The following is a 16,272-nucleotide window of genomic DNA, read 5'->3' on the forward strand; positions in this document are numbered from 1 at the left end:
AACCTCTATTGTCACGATAGAGATTAATCATGAACGAAACCGAACAAAAGACCACGCATTTTGGTTATAAAACAGTAGCCGAGAACGACAAAGCTTCTATGGTTGCTGATGTATTTCACTCAGTAGCTGCAAAATACGATGTAATGAATGATTTAATGTCTTTTGGTGTGCATCGTTTATGGAAACGTCAAACTATTGCAAGCTCAGGTGTTCGTAAAGGCCATCATGTACTCGATTTAGCCGGCGGTACTGGCGACTTAACTGCAAAATTTAGTCAATTAGTGGGCGAAACGGGTCAAGTTGTTTTAGGTGATATAAACTCATCTATGCTTAAAGTTGGTCGTGAAAAACTACATAATCTTGGGTTAGTGGGCAATATAGACTACGTACAAATGAATGCAGAAATGCTGCCGTTCCCAGATAATAGCTTTGATGTGATCACTATTGCCTTTGGCTTACGTAACGTTACCGATAAAGACAAAGCATTACGCTCTATGTACCGCATTTTAAAGCCAGGTGGTCGTTTACTTGTTTTAGAGTTTTCAAAACCAGAGCATGACGTACTTAGTAAAGCTTACGATTTTTACTCATTTAATTTATTGCCTACAATGGGTAAGCTAGTTGCTAACGACAGTGAATCGTATAAGTATTTAGCTGAATCTATTCGTATGCATCCAGATCAAGACACGCTAAAAGCGATGATGGAAGATGCAGGCTTTGAGCAAACAACATACCAAAACCTCACAGGCGGAATTGTTGCGCTGCATCGTGGTTTTAAATATTAAGGCTAGCAGTTATGGCGCTTGAGAAAATAACAAAAAATAATAATGATGCAATGCCATCTGAATTTTTTATGTTACCTAGTTTTGTACTCTCGCTTATTGAGCGTGTACTAAATCAAGCACTTAGCCTTGACCCACAATTATCTCAAAAGCTAAGCGCAGTTAAATATCAGCGCTTAGTGGTTGAAGTAAGAGATTGGCAACAAAGCATCCAACTTGTTTATAGCGCTGAGCAATTACACTTATACAGTGCTCAAAATAATGAAAACGCAGATTGTATGATCAGCGCAGACATAGACACGCTTTTAGCTCTTAAAAACCCAGCTATGCTTACCCAGTTAATTCGCCAAGATAAGCTCAACTTACAAGGCGATTTAAATATTGCGCAAACTTATAGTAATGCGTTTTCAGGCATTGATATTGATTGGCCTGAACAGCTCTCTAGATACATTGGTGATACTCCCGCCCAGCAGTTATATCTGCACTTAAAAAAACTAAAACAAAAGAGCAGCAAAACCAACACTAAAATAAGTACAATGCTTACAAGTTTATGCCAAGATGAGCTCGCAATTACTATTCACCCATTAGAACTTGAGCAATTTAAACAAAAAAATAGAGAACTCAAAGGCCAAGTCGCTGCTGTTGAGCAGCGTATAAATACCCTGTTAAACTCTTTTTCACCTTCAAACACCCGCTAAGGATTTTTTGTGTCGACTGCACGTTTATATAACATCACCAAAACTTTACTTAGCTATGGGCTAGACGAGCTAATTCCAAAACATAAGATCCCTTGGTTTGGTAGAGTAGCTCGTGGCAGTTTGTTTTGGCTGCGTAATCAGCACAAAGAAAAACCTGCAGGGCTACGCTTACGTTTGGCACTACAAGAGCTTGGTCCTGTTTGGATTAAGTTTGGCCAAATGCTCTCTACTCGTCGTGACTTACTCCCTCATGATATCGCTTTAGAGCTTGCATTTTTACAAGATCAAGTTCAGCCATTTGAAGGCGAACTTGCACAAAAAATCATAGAAAAAGCGCTAGAAATTAACGATATAAGTGAATTGTTTAGTGAGTTTTCACAAACTCCACTGGCCTCTGCATCTATAGCGCAAGTACATACAGCAAAGCTTATTGATGAGCAAAGCATTGAACAAGATGTAGTCATTAAGGTTATTAGACCCAATATTTACGAGCAAATTAATGCCGATTTAGCGTTAATGGAAAAGCTCGCTAAGGTACTTGCAAAAGTCCATAACGAATCAAAACGTCTACGCCCCGTTGAAGTGGTTAAAGAATACAAAAAAACACTCCTAGACGAGCTCGATTTAATGCGAGAAGGTGCCAACGGCATTCAACTAAAACGCAATTTTGAAGGCTCTGATTCATTATATATCCCTGCAGTTTACAGTGATTATAGCCGTAGCAATGTGCTGGTAATGGAGCGTATTTACGGTATACCGGTGTCTGATACGAATGCATTACTGGCGCAAAACACTAATATGAAATTACTTGCTGAGCGCGGCGTAGAAGTGTTTTTTACGCAGGTGTTTAGAGACAGCTTTTTTCATGCCGACATGCACCCTGGTAATATATTCGTCTCTCGCGAGCATCCTGAAAATCCAATGTATATCGGTATTGATTGCGGTATAGTTGGTACGTTAAGCAAAGAAGATAAACGCTATTTAGCTGAAAACTTTATCGCCTTTTTTAATCGTGATTATCGCCAAGTTGCACAGCTACACGTTGATTCAGGTTGGGTACCACCAGATACTAGCATTGAAGAATTTGAATTTGCGATTCGCACAGTTTGTGAGCCTATATTTAATAAACCTTTGGCTGAAATTTCATTTGGTCACGTGCTCGTAAATCTATTTAATACTGCACGTCGTTTTAACATGCAGGTACAACCGCAATTAGTATTGCTACAAAAAACCTTATTATACGTTGAAGGATTAGGGCGTCAGCTTTACCCGCAACTCGACTTATGGAAAACAGCCAAACCCTTTTTAGAAGATTGGGTGAAGCAGCAAGTTGGACCGCTATCAGTACTGAAGCAAATGTATGCTAACTTGCCATTTTGGGCTGAAAAAATGCCTGAACTACCTGATCTAATTTACCAAAATTTAAAGCGTGCACCACACGCTCATCAACCTCAAGAACAAAAGGTATCTCATAAACCTTTAATATTGAGTTTATTTGGTAGTGCTACAATGATTATGGCAACACTTTGTTATTTACAGCACGATTTAGTAGCTGCAAGTATTGCAATAAGCTTATCGGCTATTAGCTTTATAGCGGCATGGCGCAGCGCATAAACTGGGTGCTATTTGCGCTAGTGAGCGTATAATTAGTATTTAAAATAAACATTTAACCGTTTTATATATTGGAGAAAACCATGGGTTTTGGTGGTATTAGTATTTGGCAATTATTAATTGTTTTAGCGATCATAGTTTTACTTTTTGGCACAAAAAAACTACGCGGTATGGGTGGTGACATTGGAGGCGCTGTTAAAGGCTTCAAAAAAGCAATGTCGGATGATCAAATGAGCGAAAAAGAGAAATCCGAGCAAATTCAACAATCAGAAAAAAACACTGCTGACAACTCAACCGATACTGAAAAAAACAAAGATAACAATAAGGTTTAATTAGTATGGGCATGTGGGAACTTGTTGTTATTTTTATTGTGGGTTTAGTGGTGCTCGGCCCTGAGCGCTTACCTGTTGCGATTAGAACAGTGAGTAAATGGGTTAAAACCGCTAAATCACTTGCCAACTCAGTAAAAGCCGAAGTAAGTGAAGAGCTTCGTATTCATGAGCTGCACGAAAACCTTAAAAAAGCAGAACAGCAAGAATTAAAAGATTTAAGCCCTGAGCTACAAAGTTCATTAACAGAGCTACAAAAAGCGGCGGAGTCAGTTACTCACAGCTACAAAAAAACACAACCTGATACATCAAATAACCAACAACTTGATGAAAAAAAGTGAAATTTATCTCTCACTTTGTGGTCAACTTACTACATGGTATAAAAAATAATGGCTGAGGAAGTAAAATCGGGGTTTGTAGCGCATTTAATTGAGTTACGTGATCGGCTAATAAAAGCACTATTGAGCATTTTAGTTATTTTCATTGCCATAGTATATTTTGCGAATGATATTTACGCCTTTGTTGCACAGCCGTTAGTTTCGCATTTGCCAAGTACTGCGACTATGATTGCAACTGATGTAACTGCACCCTTTTTTGCACCTTTCAAACTTACTTTATTTGTCGCTTTATTTGCGTCGATTCCGTGGATATTGCATCAAATTTGGGGCTTTATAGCACCGGGGTTATATCAGCACGAAAAGAAAATGCTCATGCCCATTCTCGCCTCAAGTATAATATTATTTTATGGCGGCATAGCTTTTTGTTATTTTGTAGTTCTGCCAATTATTTTAGGCTTTTTTACAAGTACCGGCCCAGAGATGATGACTCTTGCCCCCGATATAAGTAGCTATTTAGGGTTTGTATTAAAACTATTTTTTGCATTCGGTGTCGCTTTCGAAATTCCAGTGGCAATTATGTTGCTATGCTGGAGTGGCGCAACAACAACAACAAGCTTAAAAGAAAAGCGCCCTTATATCGTGGTGGGTGTATTTGTAGTGGCAATGTTTTTAACACCGCCTGATGTTTTATCACAAACATTATTAGCATTTCCGATGCTTCTTTTGTTTGAACTAGGTTTAATTTTAGCAAAATTTTATACCGCCAAACCACAAAAAGAATCTGAGGAATAAAATGAAAAAACAACTACTCTCACTATTGGTTTTATTAAGTGCGCCTACTTTTGCTGCGCAAACTGAATTTAATACTCAGGCCCTGCAAGCATGTAGCTTTATTGAAAATGACTTTAACCGATTACTTTGCTATGACAATACAATTGCTGGTAAATCACTAACAAAGCCAACAATAACAAAAACGCTCACTCCACCAACGGCTAACAATGTGCCTCAAGTCGTAGCTGCAGCACCAATTCAAGCAAAGGCAAAAGCTGACAATTTTGGTTTAGAGCATAAAATAGAAGAGCAAGTAGAGAAAGAAACTGAAATAAAAGCCATGATTACATCAATTGATGAAGCTGCTTATGGCGAGTTAATTATTTCACTAGATAACGGCCAACAATGGCGCCAAATTGGCTCTGACAGCATGCGTTTAAAAGAAAATGATACAATTATAATTAGTCGCGGTGCATTCAGCTCTTTCTTACTGAAAAAAGACGGTAAAAACCGCTCTATTCGCGTTAAACGTACTAAGTAATGTCATATACGTTAATTGATGCTGGGGTTAACTTAACTAATCATCAATTTGATGACCAGCATCGTGATGTAATTACCCGCGCAAGCGAAGCCGGGGTTACAAATATGCTTATTATAGGTTGTGATATTGCAAGTAGTCAGCAATCACTTGAACTTGCGATAAAACATCTTCAATATTCTACGGCGGGTGTCCACCCGCATGATGCTAAATCGGCGACGAATGAATTAGAAGTACAATTAACTGCACTTGCAAACAATAAGCAAGTCATAGCGATTGGTGAATGCGGCCTTGATTATAACCGTGACTTTTCACCTCGCGATGTACAGCGTAGTGTTTTTAGACGCCACCTAGTGCTTGCCGAAAAATTAGATTTACCTGTTTACTTACATGAACGTGATGCAAGTGACGATATGTTGAGCATTCTAAAAGAGTTTAATATTCGCGGTGTGCTTCATTGCTTTACGGGTAACTCAGTAGCTCTTAAGCAATATTTAGATTTAGGTCTGTATATTGGTATAACAGGTTGGGTATGTGATGAAAGGCGTGGTAAAGATTTACAACAACTAGTGCCTAGTATTCCTCTAGATCGATTATTAATAGAAACTGACGCGCCATTTTTAATTCCACGAACAGTTAAGCCAAAACCTAAATCGCGTAAAAATGAACCTGCCCTGCTTCCTTATATCTGTCAAACGGTTGCACAACTTTATCAAATAGATGAAGAAGTTGTAGCCCGTAAAACTACAGAAAATTTTCACCGTGTTTTTGGTTTAGAAGATCGTTAATGGCCTATGCAAAGGCACTTTTAAGCCTATTGGTATTCCTTTGCACTTTTTGCTCTTTCGCAAACCCGGTAATAATAAAACACGATTTTAACTCTCAAAACATCAATAATCTGTATTACTCTTTTGAACCAACATCGCTATTAAGTGCACAACAAAGTGGCCATATACAGTGGCTAAAAAACACAGGAAAACCTCTCAATTTAGGACTAGAGCAGCGTTCTGTGTGGATAAAATTTAAAATAAAAAACACGCTTAGTTATAATACCGAACAACTGTTGTCACTAAACAACCCTCTGCTAAACGACGTTCAAGTATATCAGTTACATAACTCGCAATTAATTTCTCACACCCAAATTGGCGATGCATACCCCCTTGATAAACGTGCGATTAAGAGTGAATCTTTATTAGTTAAATTAATTAGCCCTGCAAATAGCGAAACCATTATTATTATGAGAGTGACGAATAGCTCCGGCTTGCGAGTCCCTTTAACGCTGTGGCAACCAGAAGCTTATTTGGCACATAAAGGTAAACTTAATTTACTCTATGGCTTATTGATTGGTTTTATATTTTCTTTAGGTGTGAGTTGCTTAGTTTTATATAGTTTTTCACGTAAACGTTATTTTGTTTATGCTGGTTTAATTACCCTCACATTAGGTAGTTTATTAGCCTACATTTGTGGCTTTGGCCTAAAATATATTCATCCTAATTTGCCAGCATTACAGCAAGTTATGATCCCTGTATTACTTATGCTTATTGCTTTAATGTTTTTGCCTTTACAAAAGCAAATTTGCCATCCAAAGCCCTCTTTTTTACTAACGGTTCAAAAAGTGGTAGTTAACGCATTAGGTGTCTCGTTATTATTTATTTGGCTATTTCCAAACCATATAGTGACACTATTTTGCTTAACTACTATCCCAATCGTTTTAGGCTTTTATATTGCAACTACACTTATGTGCATACGTTTATCACCTTCTAAACCTAATAAAGCGCTACTGCTCGTATTAGTTTTTTTCTTGGTGGTGATGCTTTATTTTATTGTTGCAGTAATAGGGCTATACGCCTTTGACAGAAGTACATTAGCATTTGTATTTACATGCTTTTTTAGCTGCACATTTTGTCTATGCTACAGTGTAATGAAGTTATTTATTTTGCAACGTGATGAAGAAGTAATTGCTCAGCAAACCTTGATTGCTGAAAATGCGGCTCAAGATACGCTACTTAAAGAGCGCTTAAAGTTACAAGAAAAAACACGCCAAGAACTCGAATCACAAGTCGACGAACGCACCTTTGAATTACAAATTACACTCAGAGAACTTGAAGAAAAAAACCGCTCACTTGAGTTACTCAATACCGAAGACGCTTTAACCGGAATAAAAAACAGACGCTTTTTTGATAAAAAGCTAATAATGGAGCTTCGTCGGTCTCGCCGTGAACAAACGCCGCTTAGTATTGTTATGCTTGATATAGACCGATTCAAAAGCATTAACGATACATACGGACACATAATTGGCGATCAAGTTATTAAAGCTGTATCTGACCTTATAAAAGATCATTTAAAGCGACCACTCGATGAAGTTGCTCGTTATGGCGGTGAAGAGTTTGTGGTGCTATTACCTAATACCCCCAGCGAAGGTGCACAAGACATAGCTGAAAAAATACGAGCAGCTATCTCAGCCAGTACAGTAACGGTTGCCAATAATGATATTCAATTTACAATTAGCGCTGGTGTATACACCAGCATTGCTGATGATGTTAGCAATCCTCAAATTTTTACTGAGTGCGCCGACAAAGCACTTTATTACGCAAAGCAACATGGCCGTAATCAAGTAATCACTTTTCCATTACCACAGTAGGAGCATATTAATATGGCCCAATCAGGATTAGACCTTTTCCCGTATACTCGCATGCGCAGAATGCGCCGCAGCGACTTTTCTCGCCGCTTAATGGCCGAAAACCAACTTAGCGTAAACGATTTAATTTACCCTGTATTTGTACTTGAAGGTAAAAATCGCCGCGAAGCAATTGAATCAATGCCTGGTATTGAACGTCTATCGATAGATTTACTATTGCTTGAGGCAAAAGAACTTGTTGAACTTGGCGTACCTGCCGTTGCTATTTTTCCGGTAACCCCTGCGGACAAAAAATCACTATTTGCCGAAGAAGCATATAATGACGATGGCTTAGTGCAACGTACTGTTCGCGCTTTAAAAGAAGCCTTTCCTGAGTTGGGTGTAATTACTGATGGTGCACTTGATCCATTCACGACGCACGGTCAAGACGGCATTATTGATGACACAGGCTATGTAATAAACGACGTAACCACCGAAATTTTAGTTAAACAAGCACTCTCGCATGCAGAAGCGGGCGCCGATGTAATTGCCCCTTCGGACATGATGGATGGCCGTATTGCTGCAATTCGTGAAGCACTTGAAGCTGATGGGTTTGTGCATACCCGTATTATGGCCTACTCAGCTAAATACGCATCTAGCTACTATGGCCCATTTAGAGATGCAATAGGTTCTGCTGGGAACTTAAAAGGTGCCGATAAAAAAACCTACCAAATGGACCCTGCAAACTCTGATGAAGCAATACGTGAGGTCGCATTAGACTTACAAGAAGGCGCTGATATGGTCATGGTTAAGCCTGGCATGCCTTATTTAGATATTGTACGTCGTGTTAAAGACGAGTTTGGTGTACCTACTTTCGCATATCAGGTAAGTGGCGAGTATGCAATGCACAAAGCAGCTATTGATAACGGTTGGTTAAGTGAGGAAGCTACTATAATGGAGTCTTTACTTGCATTTAAGCGTGCAGGCGCCGATGGAATATTGACCTATTTTGCTAAGCAAGCCGCACAATACCTAGCTAAAAAGTAAGGTTTTTATAAAAAGGCGGTTAAATCGCCTTTTGTTTACATTCGTTTACATTTTTGTATTATTTTCGTCATATTTATTCTCTAAACTGGTGTCCCATTTTGGGATTAATACACGGGAATAATAAAAAAATGTTTAAAACAAAAATAACACCACTCGCACTTGTTATAGCAAGTCTCAGTGCACCAGCCTCTGCAGATCTAATCATTTCAGAATACATAGAGGGAAGCAGTAATAATAAAGCAATTGAGCTTTATAATAATGCACCTACCTCAATAGTACTTGATGGATACACATTAGGACTGTATTCAAACGGTAGCGATACTGTAGGAAATTCTATTGCTTTAACAGGTGAATTAGCTGCAAATACAACATACGTAATTGCCAACTCCGGCGCAATTGAAGACATACTAAGTATTTCCGATACTACTAGCACTGTTACATTTTACAACGGTGACGATGCTCTTGTGTTAACAAAAGATGGTATTGTAGTCGATAGCTTTGGTCAAGTGGGTGTAGATCCAGGGTCATTTTGGTCTGATGCCTCAGCACAAACGCAAAACAAAACACTCCGTAGAAAAGACAGTATTACAACAGGCCGCACTGATTCAACATCAGCGTTTAGCCCTAGCGATGAATGGGTTCAATTTGATATAGATACATTCGATGGATTAGGTTCTCATTCTGGTTCTGAAGGCAGTGCTCCTGAACCAATTCCAGAACCAGAACCACTTGAACCACTTGTTTGTGGCGCAGAAAAAGTACTAATTAACGCTATACAAGGCGATAGCTCTGCAAGCCCGCTTGTTAATACTTTAGTAGAGTTTGAGGGTATTGTAACCGCAGACTTCCAAGATGATGATCAATTAAAAGGCTTTTTTGTTAGCTCACTTGCTGCTGACATAGATGCAAATCCTCTCACCTCTGAAGGTGTATTTGTTTATTTTGCAGATATTGACGTAAACGTAGGCGACCATGTACGTGTACAAGGTACTGTAGAAGAATATTTTGATGCAACACAAATCGGCAGTGTTAGCCAAGTTGCCGTATGTGGCACTGGTTTAGCTGCAGCAGCTACAAAAATCACTTTACCTTTAGCTGATACAACTGATTTAGAAGCTTTTGAAGGTATGTTAGTTACATTAGAACAACCATTAGTAGTAACTAATAACTTTGGCCTTGGTCGATATGGTGAAGTTGAATTAGCAACAGAACGCTTGTATCAAGGTACCCAAGTTGCATTACCTGGAGATGCAGCTAATGCAGTTGAAACTGAAAATCTACTTAAAAAGATTTTACTAGATGATGGCTCTACAGTACAAAACTTAGACCCTACAGCCTACCCAACTCCAGGCTTATCAGCAGAAAATACATTACGTACTGGCGATACAGTTAATACGGTTACGGGGGCACTTGCTTATAGCTTTAGCCTTTACAGAATCCACCCAACTGTAGCACCTTCGTTTATTGCAACAAATGCACGTGAAAATGCGCCTGAACTTAATGCTGAAGCAGATTTACGTGTAGCTAGCTTTAACGTACTTAATTACTTTAATGGTGATGGCCAAGGCGGAGGGTTCCCGACAGCCCGAGGTGCAGATTCAGAAGCTGAATTTACTCGCCAAGAAGCTAAAATTGTAAGTGCCATTAGCGCTATCCAGGCCGATGTTGTTGGTTTAATGGAAATTGAAAATGATGGTTTTGGCGAATTTAGTGCAATTGCAAGCTTAGTAGATGCATTAAATGACGCTGATAGTGCTAACAACTATGCATTTGTTGATTTTAACGTAGATCAAATTGGTACCGATGCAATTACTACCGCACTTATCTATCGTGCTAACAAAGTAGAAGAAATAGGTACTGCTGCTATTACGACTGAGGCTCCATTTGATTTTAGTAACCGTGCTCCAATTGCACAAAGCTTTAAATCATTAGAAACTGATGAAGTATTTACTGTTGCTGTGTCACACCTTAAATCTAAAAGCTGTGGTAGTGCTTCTGGAAACAATGCAGATTCAGGTGATGGACAAGGCTGTTGGAATGAAATACGCACAGAAGGTGCTAATGCATTCGCAAATTGGCTTGATAGCAAACCAACCGGTGTTGACGACGAAGATACTATTTTAGTCGGCGATATGAATGCTTACGCAATGGAAGATCCTATACGTGCATTTGCTGATAAAGGCTACAAAAATGTAGTTGCAGAAATTGATGGTGATACGCTTGGTTATTCTTACAGTTTTTCTGGTCGCGCAGGTAGTTTAGATCATGCAGTAGCTACCCAATCACTACTTAGCAAAATTGTCGCAGCAACAGATTGGCACATCAACGCAGATGAACCTATTTCTCTTGATTACAATGTAGAGTTTAAAAGCGAAGGTCAACAATCTAGTTTGTATTCTGAAAGTGCATACCGCGCATCAGATCACGACCCTGTAATTATTGATATTAAATCTGAAATCACTTTAACACCTGAAGAACAAACGCCAGTTATTAAAGCTGATCAAGTTTTTGCAGTCGATGAAAACAGCGCAATTGGAACAATTATCGGCACACTCGATTTTAGTGATCCAAATGCCGATGAATCACCAGTTGTTAAATTTATTACATCTGATAATGACAGCGTTTCTATTAACAATCAGGGGCAGCTAATTGTTGCTGGAGAGATTGATTACGAATTTGAAAATCGTATTACTTTAACAGTGCAAGCTCAGGATAGCGTGGGTAACTTATCTAACGTTGAAAAAGTAGCCGTGAAAGTAAATAACTTACGCTCAGATGATGATAATGATGCAGGTTCATTATTATGGTTATCACTTCTTTTAGCACCACTATCAATAGTGCGTCGATTTAAAAAGAAATAACTAAGTTAAATCTAAACATTTGAAAGCCGCTCTTGCGGCTTTTTTATTTTATACAAATGTAATTCAGACAAGCTTCATTAAACCCCCCGTAATATGTTCAGACGATCTGTGAATCTTCTAGTAATTAATCAGTAACAACTACATACATTTGAGTGAATTTTACACAACAAAACCTCAGTGAATTATGTATATAAATATTACCTATTGAAAAATATGAACTTTTATTAAGGTTTAAATTTTGCTCTAAGTTATTTAGAAGATACTTACAAAATAAAATCAATATTTACCCTAAACGTAAAAATAAGTCGTGTTTTTATAAAGGAATGAGAATGAAACAACTAACCCAAAATCTGCCTAAATGGCAAAAGAAGTCAGCACCACTACTGGGTCTACTTATTATTTTTTCGACTTGGGGCAATAGCAACCAAGCGATTGCTGCAACCGTTGATGTAGCAATCCCACAAAGTAGCTTATTTGACGTAATTAGCGCCCGCGCTAAAAAGTTAGCAAGCGAAGAATACGTGGCGCCTAAAAACATTGAGCTTGAAGCACTTAACAATATTGATTATCAAGATTACCGTTCAATTCGATTTAAAAAAGACAAAGCAGTATGGAAAGATGAAGGCCTGTACGAGCTGCAATTATTCCATCCTGGTTTTTTATATAAAACACCTGTGACAATAAATACCGTTGATAGCGACTCTAAACGCAGTCGCTTACCTTTCAGTACCGACTTTTACCAATACGATGGCACTGCTGCACCACTACAAGAAGAAATAGCTAAAAGTGTTGCGGATACTCAACTAGGCCATGCTGGATTTCGCTTACATTACCCGTTAAATACTAACGAGTATAAAGACGAAGTAATGGTATTTCAGGGAGCATCGTATTTTAGAGTCGTTGGCCCTCAGCAAGTTTATGGATTATCAGCTAGAGGCCTTGCCATTGATACAGCAGAAAATTCGGGTGAAGAATTTCCAATGTTCAAAGAATTCTGGTTAGTTAAACCAAAGGCCGACCAAACCCAAATCACCATTTTTGCATTATTAGATAGCCCATCTATATCGGGTGCATACAAGTTTAGTGTTGACCCTACAACTAATATGCTAGTTGATGTTGATATGCAGATATTTGCGCGTAAAGATATTAAAAAGCTAGGTGTAGCTCCACTAACGAGTATGTTTTACCACGGTGAAAACAGTACCAAATTTTTTGATGACTATCGCCCTGAAGTTCATGACTCAGATGGCCTATTAACTCAATCAGCTGATGATAAATGGGTATGGCGCCCTCTTAACAACCCTTCACAGCTAAGTGTAACTTCGTTTTCATATAATAATCCAAAAGGTTTTGGGTTAGCTCAACGAGACCGAGACTTTAATAACTACCTGGACACAGAAGCACATTACCACAACCGCCCTAGCCTATGGATCGAACCACAAGGTGAATGGGGAAGTGGCCGTGTAGAACTTGTAGAAATACCTACTGATACAGAAACTAACGACAATATCGTAAGTTACTGGGTACCAGAAAAGCCAATGAAAGCCGGTGATTCATTAAAGCTAAGCTACAAAATGACGACCTTTAATGCAGTTTTAACTCAGCACGAGAAAGCGAGAGTACTGCGCACAAGGATCGGTAGCGCCGCTTTACCAGGTGAAGACAATCCACCACCAAAAAGCCATCGCCAATTTACTGTTGATTTTACTGGGTCAGAAATAAATCAACTCTCTGAACAGTTAAAGCTAGATGCCGACATTCAACTTACAACAGGCGAAGTAACCGACGTGAATGTACAAAAACTGCCTGATTCACGAGGATGGCGTGTAGCCTTTAAAATTGCACCACAGGACGATCAACCCGTTGATATGCGTTTATCGTTAAAACTACGTGATAAAGAAATTAGCGAGGTATGGAGTTATGTTTGGTACCCAAATGACATCAAGTAATAAAGGTAAGGGCACTCCAATGCCATTCAAAACATTAAGAGTTTGGCTATTTGCTATTGCAGCGCTTGGCACATCTGGCTACGGCATATCTATTATGTTTGAGATTTTAAGCTCAAACGGTATGACATTACTTGAGTATGCTCTTTTAGTATTATTCTCAATCACTTTTGCCTGGATTGTAACGGCATTTTGTAGTGGAACAATCGGCTTTGTATTACAGCTATTACGAATTGACCCACTTACGCTAAAGCGTATTAAACCAATTGAGTTCAATAGTGAGGCAATTAACGCCCAAAAAACCGCCGTTGTAATGCCTATTTACAACGAAGACACCCACCGTGTTATCGCGGGCTTTGAAGTTAGTCTGCAATCGTTAAAAGAAACAGGTCAACTTGCAAACTTCGATTTTTATCTATTAAGCGACACGCAAGACCCAGAAATAGCTAAAAACGAGCTAAGTGCATGGCATGCATTGTGTGAACGTTTAGGTGATACGACTAAAAACGTTTTTTATCGTCGTCGCGAAGATAACAAACACCGTAAGGTAGGTAACCTAACCGACTTTTGTGAGCGCTGGGGCAGCCAGTACGACCATATGATTGTGCTTGATGCAGATAGCGTAATGACCGGAAAATGTATGCTAGAGCTTACTACAAGTATGCTCAACAACCCACAAGCAGGCCTGATCCAAACTATTCCGATCCCTGTTCGTCAAGATACCTTTTTTGGCCGCTTTTTACAGTTTGCGTCAGTGCTATATAGCCCAATGCTCGCTACTGGCTCAGCTTTTTGGCAAACTGATAAAGCCAACTACTGGGGTCATAATGCAATCATTAGAGTTGAAGCATTTATAACGTGCTGTGGCTTGCCAACACTAAAAGGTAATGCACCTTTTGGCGGCGAAATTTTAAGTCATGACTTTGTAGAAGCTTCACTACTTCACAGTGCTGGTTGGGATGTATTGTTGCTATCAGATATTGAAGGTAGCTATGAAGAAGTACCAAGTAACATTCTAGACTACGCTGTACGCGATAGACGCTGGGTGCAAGGTAATATTCAGCACTTAGGTTTACTATCGTCATCCAAATTAAAATTAATGAGTAAGCTACACTTTTTACTCGGTGCCACAGCCTATATTTCATCACTAATTTGGCTCTCAATGCTAGCGCTAAGTACTATTGACGCAGTAACGCGCGCATTAAATAGTGATGTGTACTTTAACCGTGTTTATCAATTATTCCCTACATGGCAAATAGCTAAAACCGATCTGATTGATTCACTCTTGTATTTAACTATTGTTATTTTATTAATGCCTAAACTAATGGGCATAATAGTCACCTTAATACATAGAAACAAACGCTTTGGTGGTTCAATTAAGCTCATACTAGGCTCAATCATTGAAACCGTATTTGCTATTATTGTTGCCCCATTAATGATGGTATTTCATGCTTACTTTGTACTTTGTGTGTTTTTAGGTAAAAAAGTGAAGTGGGATGCGCAACCGCGCGAAGGTCGTATGGTTCAGTGGAAAGAGGCGTTTGGTTATACGTTATTCTCAACTATTGTGGCTATTGCATGGGGTTGTACGGCTTACTACTTCACACCAGTATTCTTTTGGTGGTTATCACCTATATTGCTGGGCTTAGTATTAGGCGCTCCGATTATCCGTTATACCAGTAGCATTAAACTCGGTGTACAACTAAGAAAGTTAGGTATATTTATTTGCCCTAGTGAAGTTGATAACGACTCAACTCTAGAAGCACTTAAAATACATCTAAAAGAAATTTCGGTACCAAAGGAAGGTGCTTATCCACAAACAATACCGGCACTACCACAAGAGCAGTTGGTAACAATGCCTATCCAGTCTTTTAAGAAGCCACGCAGGCTAAAGATGAAAGCGCTAAAAGCTAAGGCTATAAAAAAGTTTAATTAGCGCGTTATAAAATACAAAAACAAAAAAGGAGCGATTAATCGCTCCTTTTTGCTATCTAAATTAAAGATCAAGCATTGCATTTATCGCTAATATTTTCAATTTTGTTAGCTAACTTATTGCAGTACATTTTAGAAATAGCTGATTGCGTTTCATCATCAAGTTGCCAGTTATAAAAATGGAACGTTTTACCATTATCTAACTCCACCTTAAAAATGGTGAAAAGAAAAAACGAACTAAATGATACGCAACTAATTTCCTCGCTATTGATATAACGCTTTGTGCATAAACGCGTATAACAAATGCCTGCTTTATAACAATGTAAAAAACGAAGATGAAGAATATTAAAAGTAGTAATAATCAGTAGAGCTGGCATTACAGTGAGAAAAACAATTTTTAGGTTCACAGAAAATATAATATGAATTAAAAATATTAAGCTGAATGCTAAAACGCATTTTGTAAATTGTAGCCACCAGTTTGGTGCTAATTTAATAGATTTCATGATTGTTACGTCTTATATAGAATTAATAGCAAACGTCTCTGCTGCGGAGACTTCCTTATCTGACTTTAGAGCTCTAGTCTAAAAGTGCTAGTATTCTACATTACGTATATAGATGCATCAATAGAAGTTCTTAAAATTCATACAGTTACATTTACTTTACAATTAACCTCTTATAAACCAACCAATTAAGTAATTGAGGTAAATAAATTGCTCTCTAGTACCTTTTTATTAATTAGTAACATAGGACTAATTAATAATAAAAAGTAGTTATAAACAACTAAAAAAATAAAACCAAATTA

The 16,272-nt window shown here is 38.4% G+C and carries 13 protein-coding genes; all 13 read left to right on the top strand.

Features of this window, described 5'->3' with window-relative positions:
- The first annotated feature begins 29 nt into the window (after positions 1-29).
- The 13 genes from ubiE (at position 30) to mdoH (ending at position 15,474) form a co-directional block, all read left to right on the top strand.
- A complete protein-coding gene (gene ubiE, locus L659_RS0102285) occupies positions 30-785 on the top strand; it encodes a bifunctional demethylmenaquinone methyltransferase/2-methoxy-6-polyprenyl-1,4-benzoquinol methylase UbiE (protein WP_024589468.1) in 756 nt (251 codons plus the stop codon).
- An 11-nt stretch (positions 786-796) separates the two neighbouring features.
- Entirely contained in the window at positions 797-1,480 is a 684-nt protein-coding gene (locus tag L659_RS0102290) for a ubiquinone biosynthesis accessory factor UbiJ (protein WP_024589469.1), read from the top strand.
- Between the two features lie 9 nt (positions 1,481-1,489).
- Positions 1,490-3,094 carry a ubiquinone biosynthesis regulatory protein kinase UbiB gene (ubiB, locus tag L659_RS0102295; protein WP_024589470.1) on the top strand — a complete coding sequence of 535 codons (1,605 nt, stop codon included), beginning with the start codon at positions 1,490-1,492 and terminating at the stop codon, positions 3,092-3,094.
- 80 nt (positions 3,095-3,174) lie between these two features.
- Positions 3,175-3,423, top strand: a complete 249-nt coding sequence (tatA, locus tag L659_RS0102300) for a Sec-independent protein translocase subunit TatA (RefSeq protein WP_004334954.1) — start codon at positions 3,175-3,177, stop codon at positions 3,421-3,423.
- A 5-nt stretch (positions 3,424-3,428) separates the two neighbouring features.
- Positions 3,429-3,761: a Sec-independent protein translocase protein TatB gene (gene tatB / locus L659_RS0102305; protein WP_024589471.1), complete on the top strand. Its 333-nt coding sequence runs from the start codon at positions 3,429-3,431 to the stop codon at positions 3,759-3,761.
- Positions 3,762-3,809: 48 nt separating this feature from the next.
- Entirely contained in the window at positions 3,810-4,550 is a 741-nt protein-coding gene (tatC, locus tag L659_RS0102310; RefSeq protein WP_024589472.1) for a twin-arginine translocase subunit TatC, read from the top strand.
- A 1-nt stretch (position 4,551) separates the two neighbouring features.
- Entirely contained in the window at positions 4,552-5,070 is a 519-nt protein-coding gene (locus L659_RS0102315) for a hypothetical protein (RefSeq protein ID WP_024589473.1), read from the top strand.
- Positions 5,070-5,855 (top strand): TatD family hydrolase, encoded by a 786-nt coding sequence (locus L659_RS0102320; protein WP_024589474.1) that lies wholly within the window; start codon positions 5,070-5,072, stop codon positions 5,853-5,855. Before L659_RS0102315 ends, L659_RS0102320 begins: the two co-directional genes overlap by 1 nt.
- Positions 5,855-7,708, top strand: a complete 1,854-nt coding sequence (locus L659_RS0102325) for a sensor domain-containing diguanylate cyclase (protein WP_024589475.1) — start codon at positions 5,855-5,857, stop codon at positions 7,706-7,708. The genes L659_RS0102320 and L659_RS0102325 overlap by 1 nt, the downstream gene beginning before the upstream one ends.
- Positions 7,709-7,720: 12 nt before the next feature.
- Positions 7,721-8,731, top strand: coding sequence for a porphobilinogen synthase (hemB, locus tag L659_RS0102330; RefSeq protein WP_007579839.1), 1,011 nt, complete (start codon positions 7,721-7,723; stop codon positions 8,729-8,731).
- Positions 8,732-8,859: 128 nt separating this feature from the next.
- On the top strand, positions 8,860-11,592 hold the full coding sequence (locus L659_RS0102335; protein WP_024589476.1) for an ExeM/NucH family extracellular endonuclease: 2,733 nt from the start codon (positions 8,860-8,862) through the stop codon (positions 11,590-11,592).
- Positions 11,593-11,921: 329 nt separating this feature from the next.
- Positions 11,922-13,541, top strand: a complete 1,620-nt coding sequence (locus L659_RS0102340) for a glucan biosynthesis protein G (protein ID WP_024589477.1) — start codon at positions 11,922-11,924, stop codon at positions 13,539-13,541.
- The gene (mdoH, locus tag L659_RS0102345; RefSeq protein WP_024589478.1) at positions 13,513-15,474 is read left to right on the top strand and encodes a glucans biosynthesis glucosyltransferase MdoH; all 1,962 of its coding nucleotides are present in this window, start codon (positions 13,513-13,515) and stop codon (positions 15,472-15,474) included. The genes L659_RS0102340 and mdoH overlap by 29 nt, the downstream gene beginning before the upstream one ends.
- Positions 15,475-16,272: the final 798 nt, after the last annotated feature.

Origin of the sequence: Pseudoalteromonas sp. S8-8 (genome assembly GCF_000497875.1) — a bacterium.
Taxonomy (GTDB): domain Bacteria; phylum Pseudomonadota; class Gammaproteobacteria; order Enterobacterales; family Alteromonadaceae; genus Pseudoalteromonas; species Pseudoalteromonas arctica.

Coding starts and splice junctions, on each gene's coding strand:
- ubiE (WP_024589468.1), top strand. CDS start 30: ATGAACGAAACCGAACAAAAGACCACGCATTTTGGTTATAAAACAGTA.
- L659_RS0102290 (WP_024589469.1), top strand. CDS start 797: ATGGCGCTTGAGAAAATAACAAAAAATAATAATGATGCAATGCCATCT.
- tatA (WP_004334954.1), top strand. CDS start 3,175: ATGGGTTTTGGTGGTATTAGTATTTGGCAATTATTAATTGTTTTAGCG.
- tatB (WP_024589471.1), top strand. CDS start 3,429: ATGGGCATGTGGGAACTTGTTGTTATTTTTATTGTGGGTTTAGTGGTG.
- tatC (WP_024589472.1), top strand. CDS start 3,810: ATGGCTGAGGAAGTAAAATCGGGGTTTGTAGCGCATTTAATTGAGTTA.
- L659_RS0102315 (WP_024589473.1), top strand. CDS start 4,552: ATGAAAAAACAACTACTCTCACTATTGGTTTTATTAAGTGCGCCTACT.
- L659_RS0102320 (WP_024589474.1), top strand. CDS start 5,070: ATGTCATATACGTTAATTGATGCTGGGGTTAACTTAACTAATCATCAA.
- L659_RS0102325 (WP_024589475.1), top strand. CDS start 5,855: ATGGCCTATGCAAAGGCACTTTTAAGCCTATTGGTATTCCTTTGCACT.
- hemB (WP_007579839.1), top strand. CDS start 7,721: ATGGCCCAATCAGGATTAGACCTTTTCCCGTATACTCGCATGCGCAGA.
- L659_RS0102335 (WP_024589476.1), top strand. CDS start 8,860: ATGTTTAAAACAAAAATAACACCACTCGCACTTGTTATAGCAAGTCTC.
- L659_RS0102340 (WP_024589477.1), top strand. CDS start 11,922: ATGAAACAACTAACCCAAAATCTGCCTAAATGGCAAAAGAAGTCAGCA.
- mdoH (WP_024589478.1), top strand. CDS start 13,513: ATGTTTGGTACCCAAATGACATCAAGTAATAAAGGTAAGGGCACTCCA.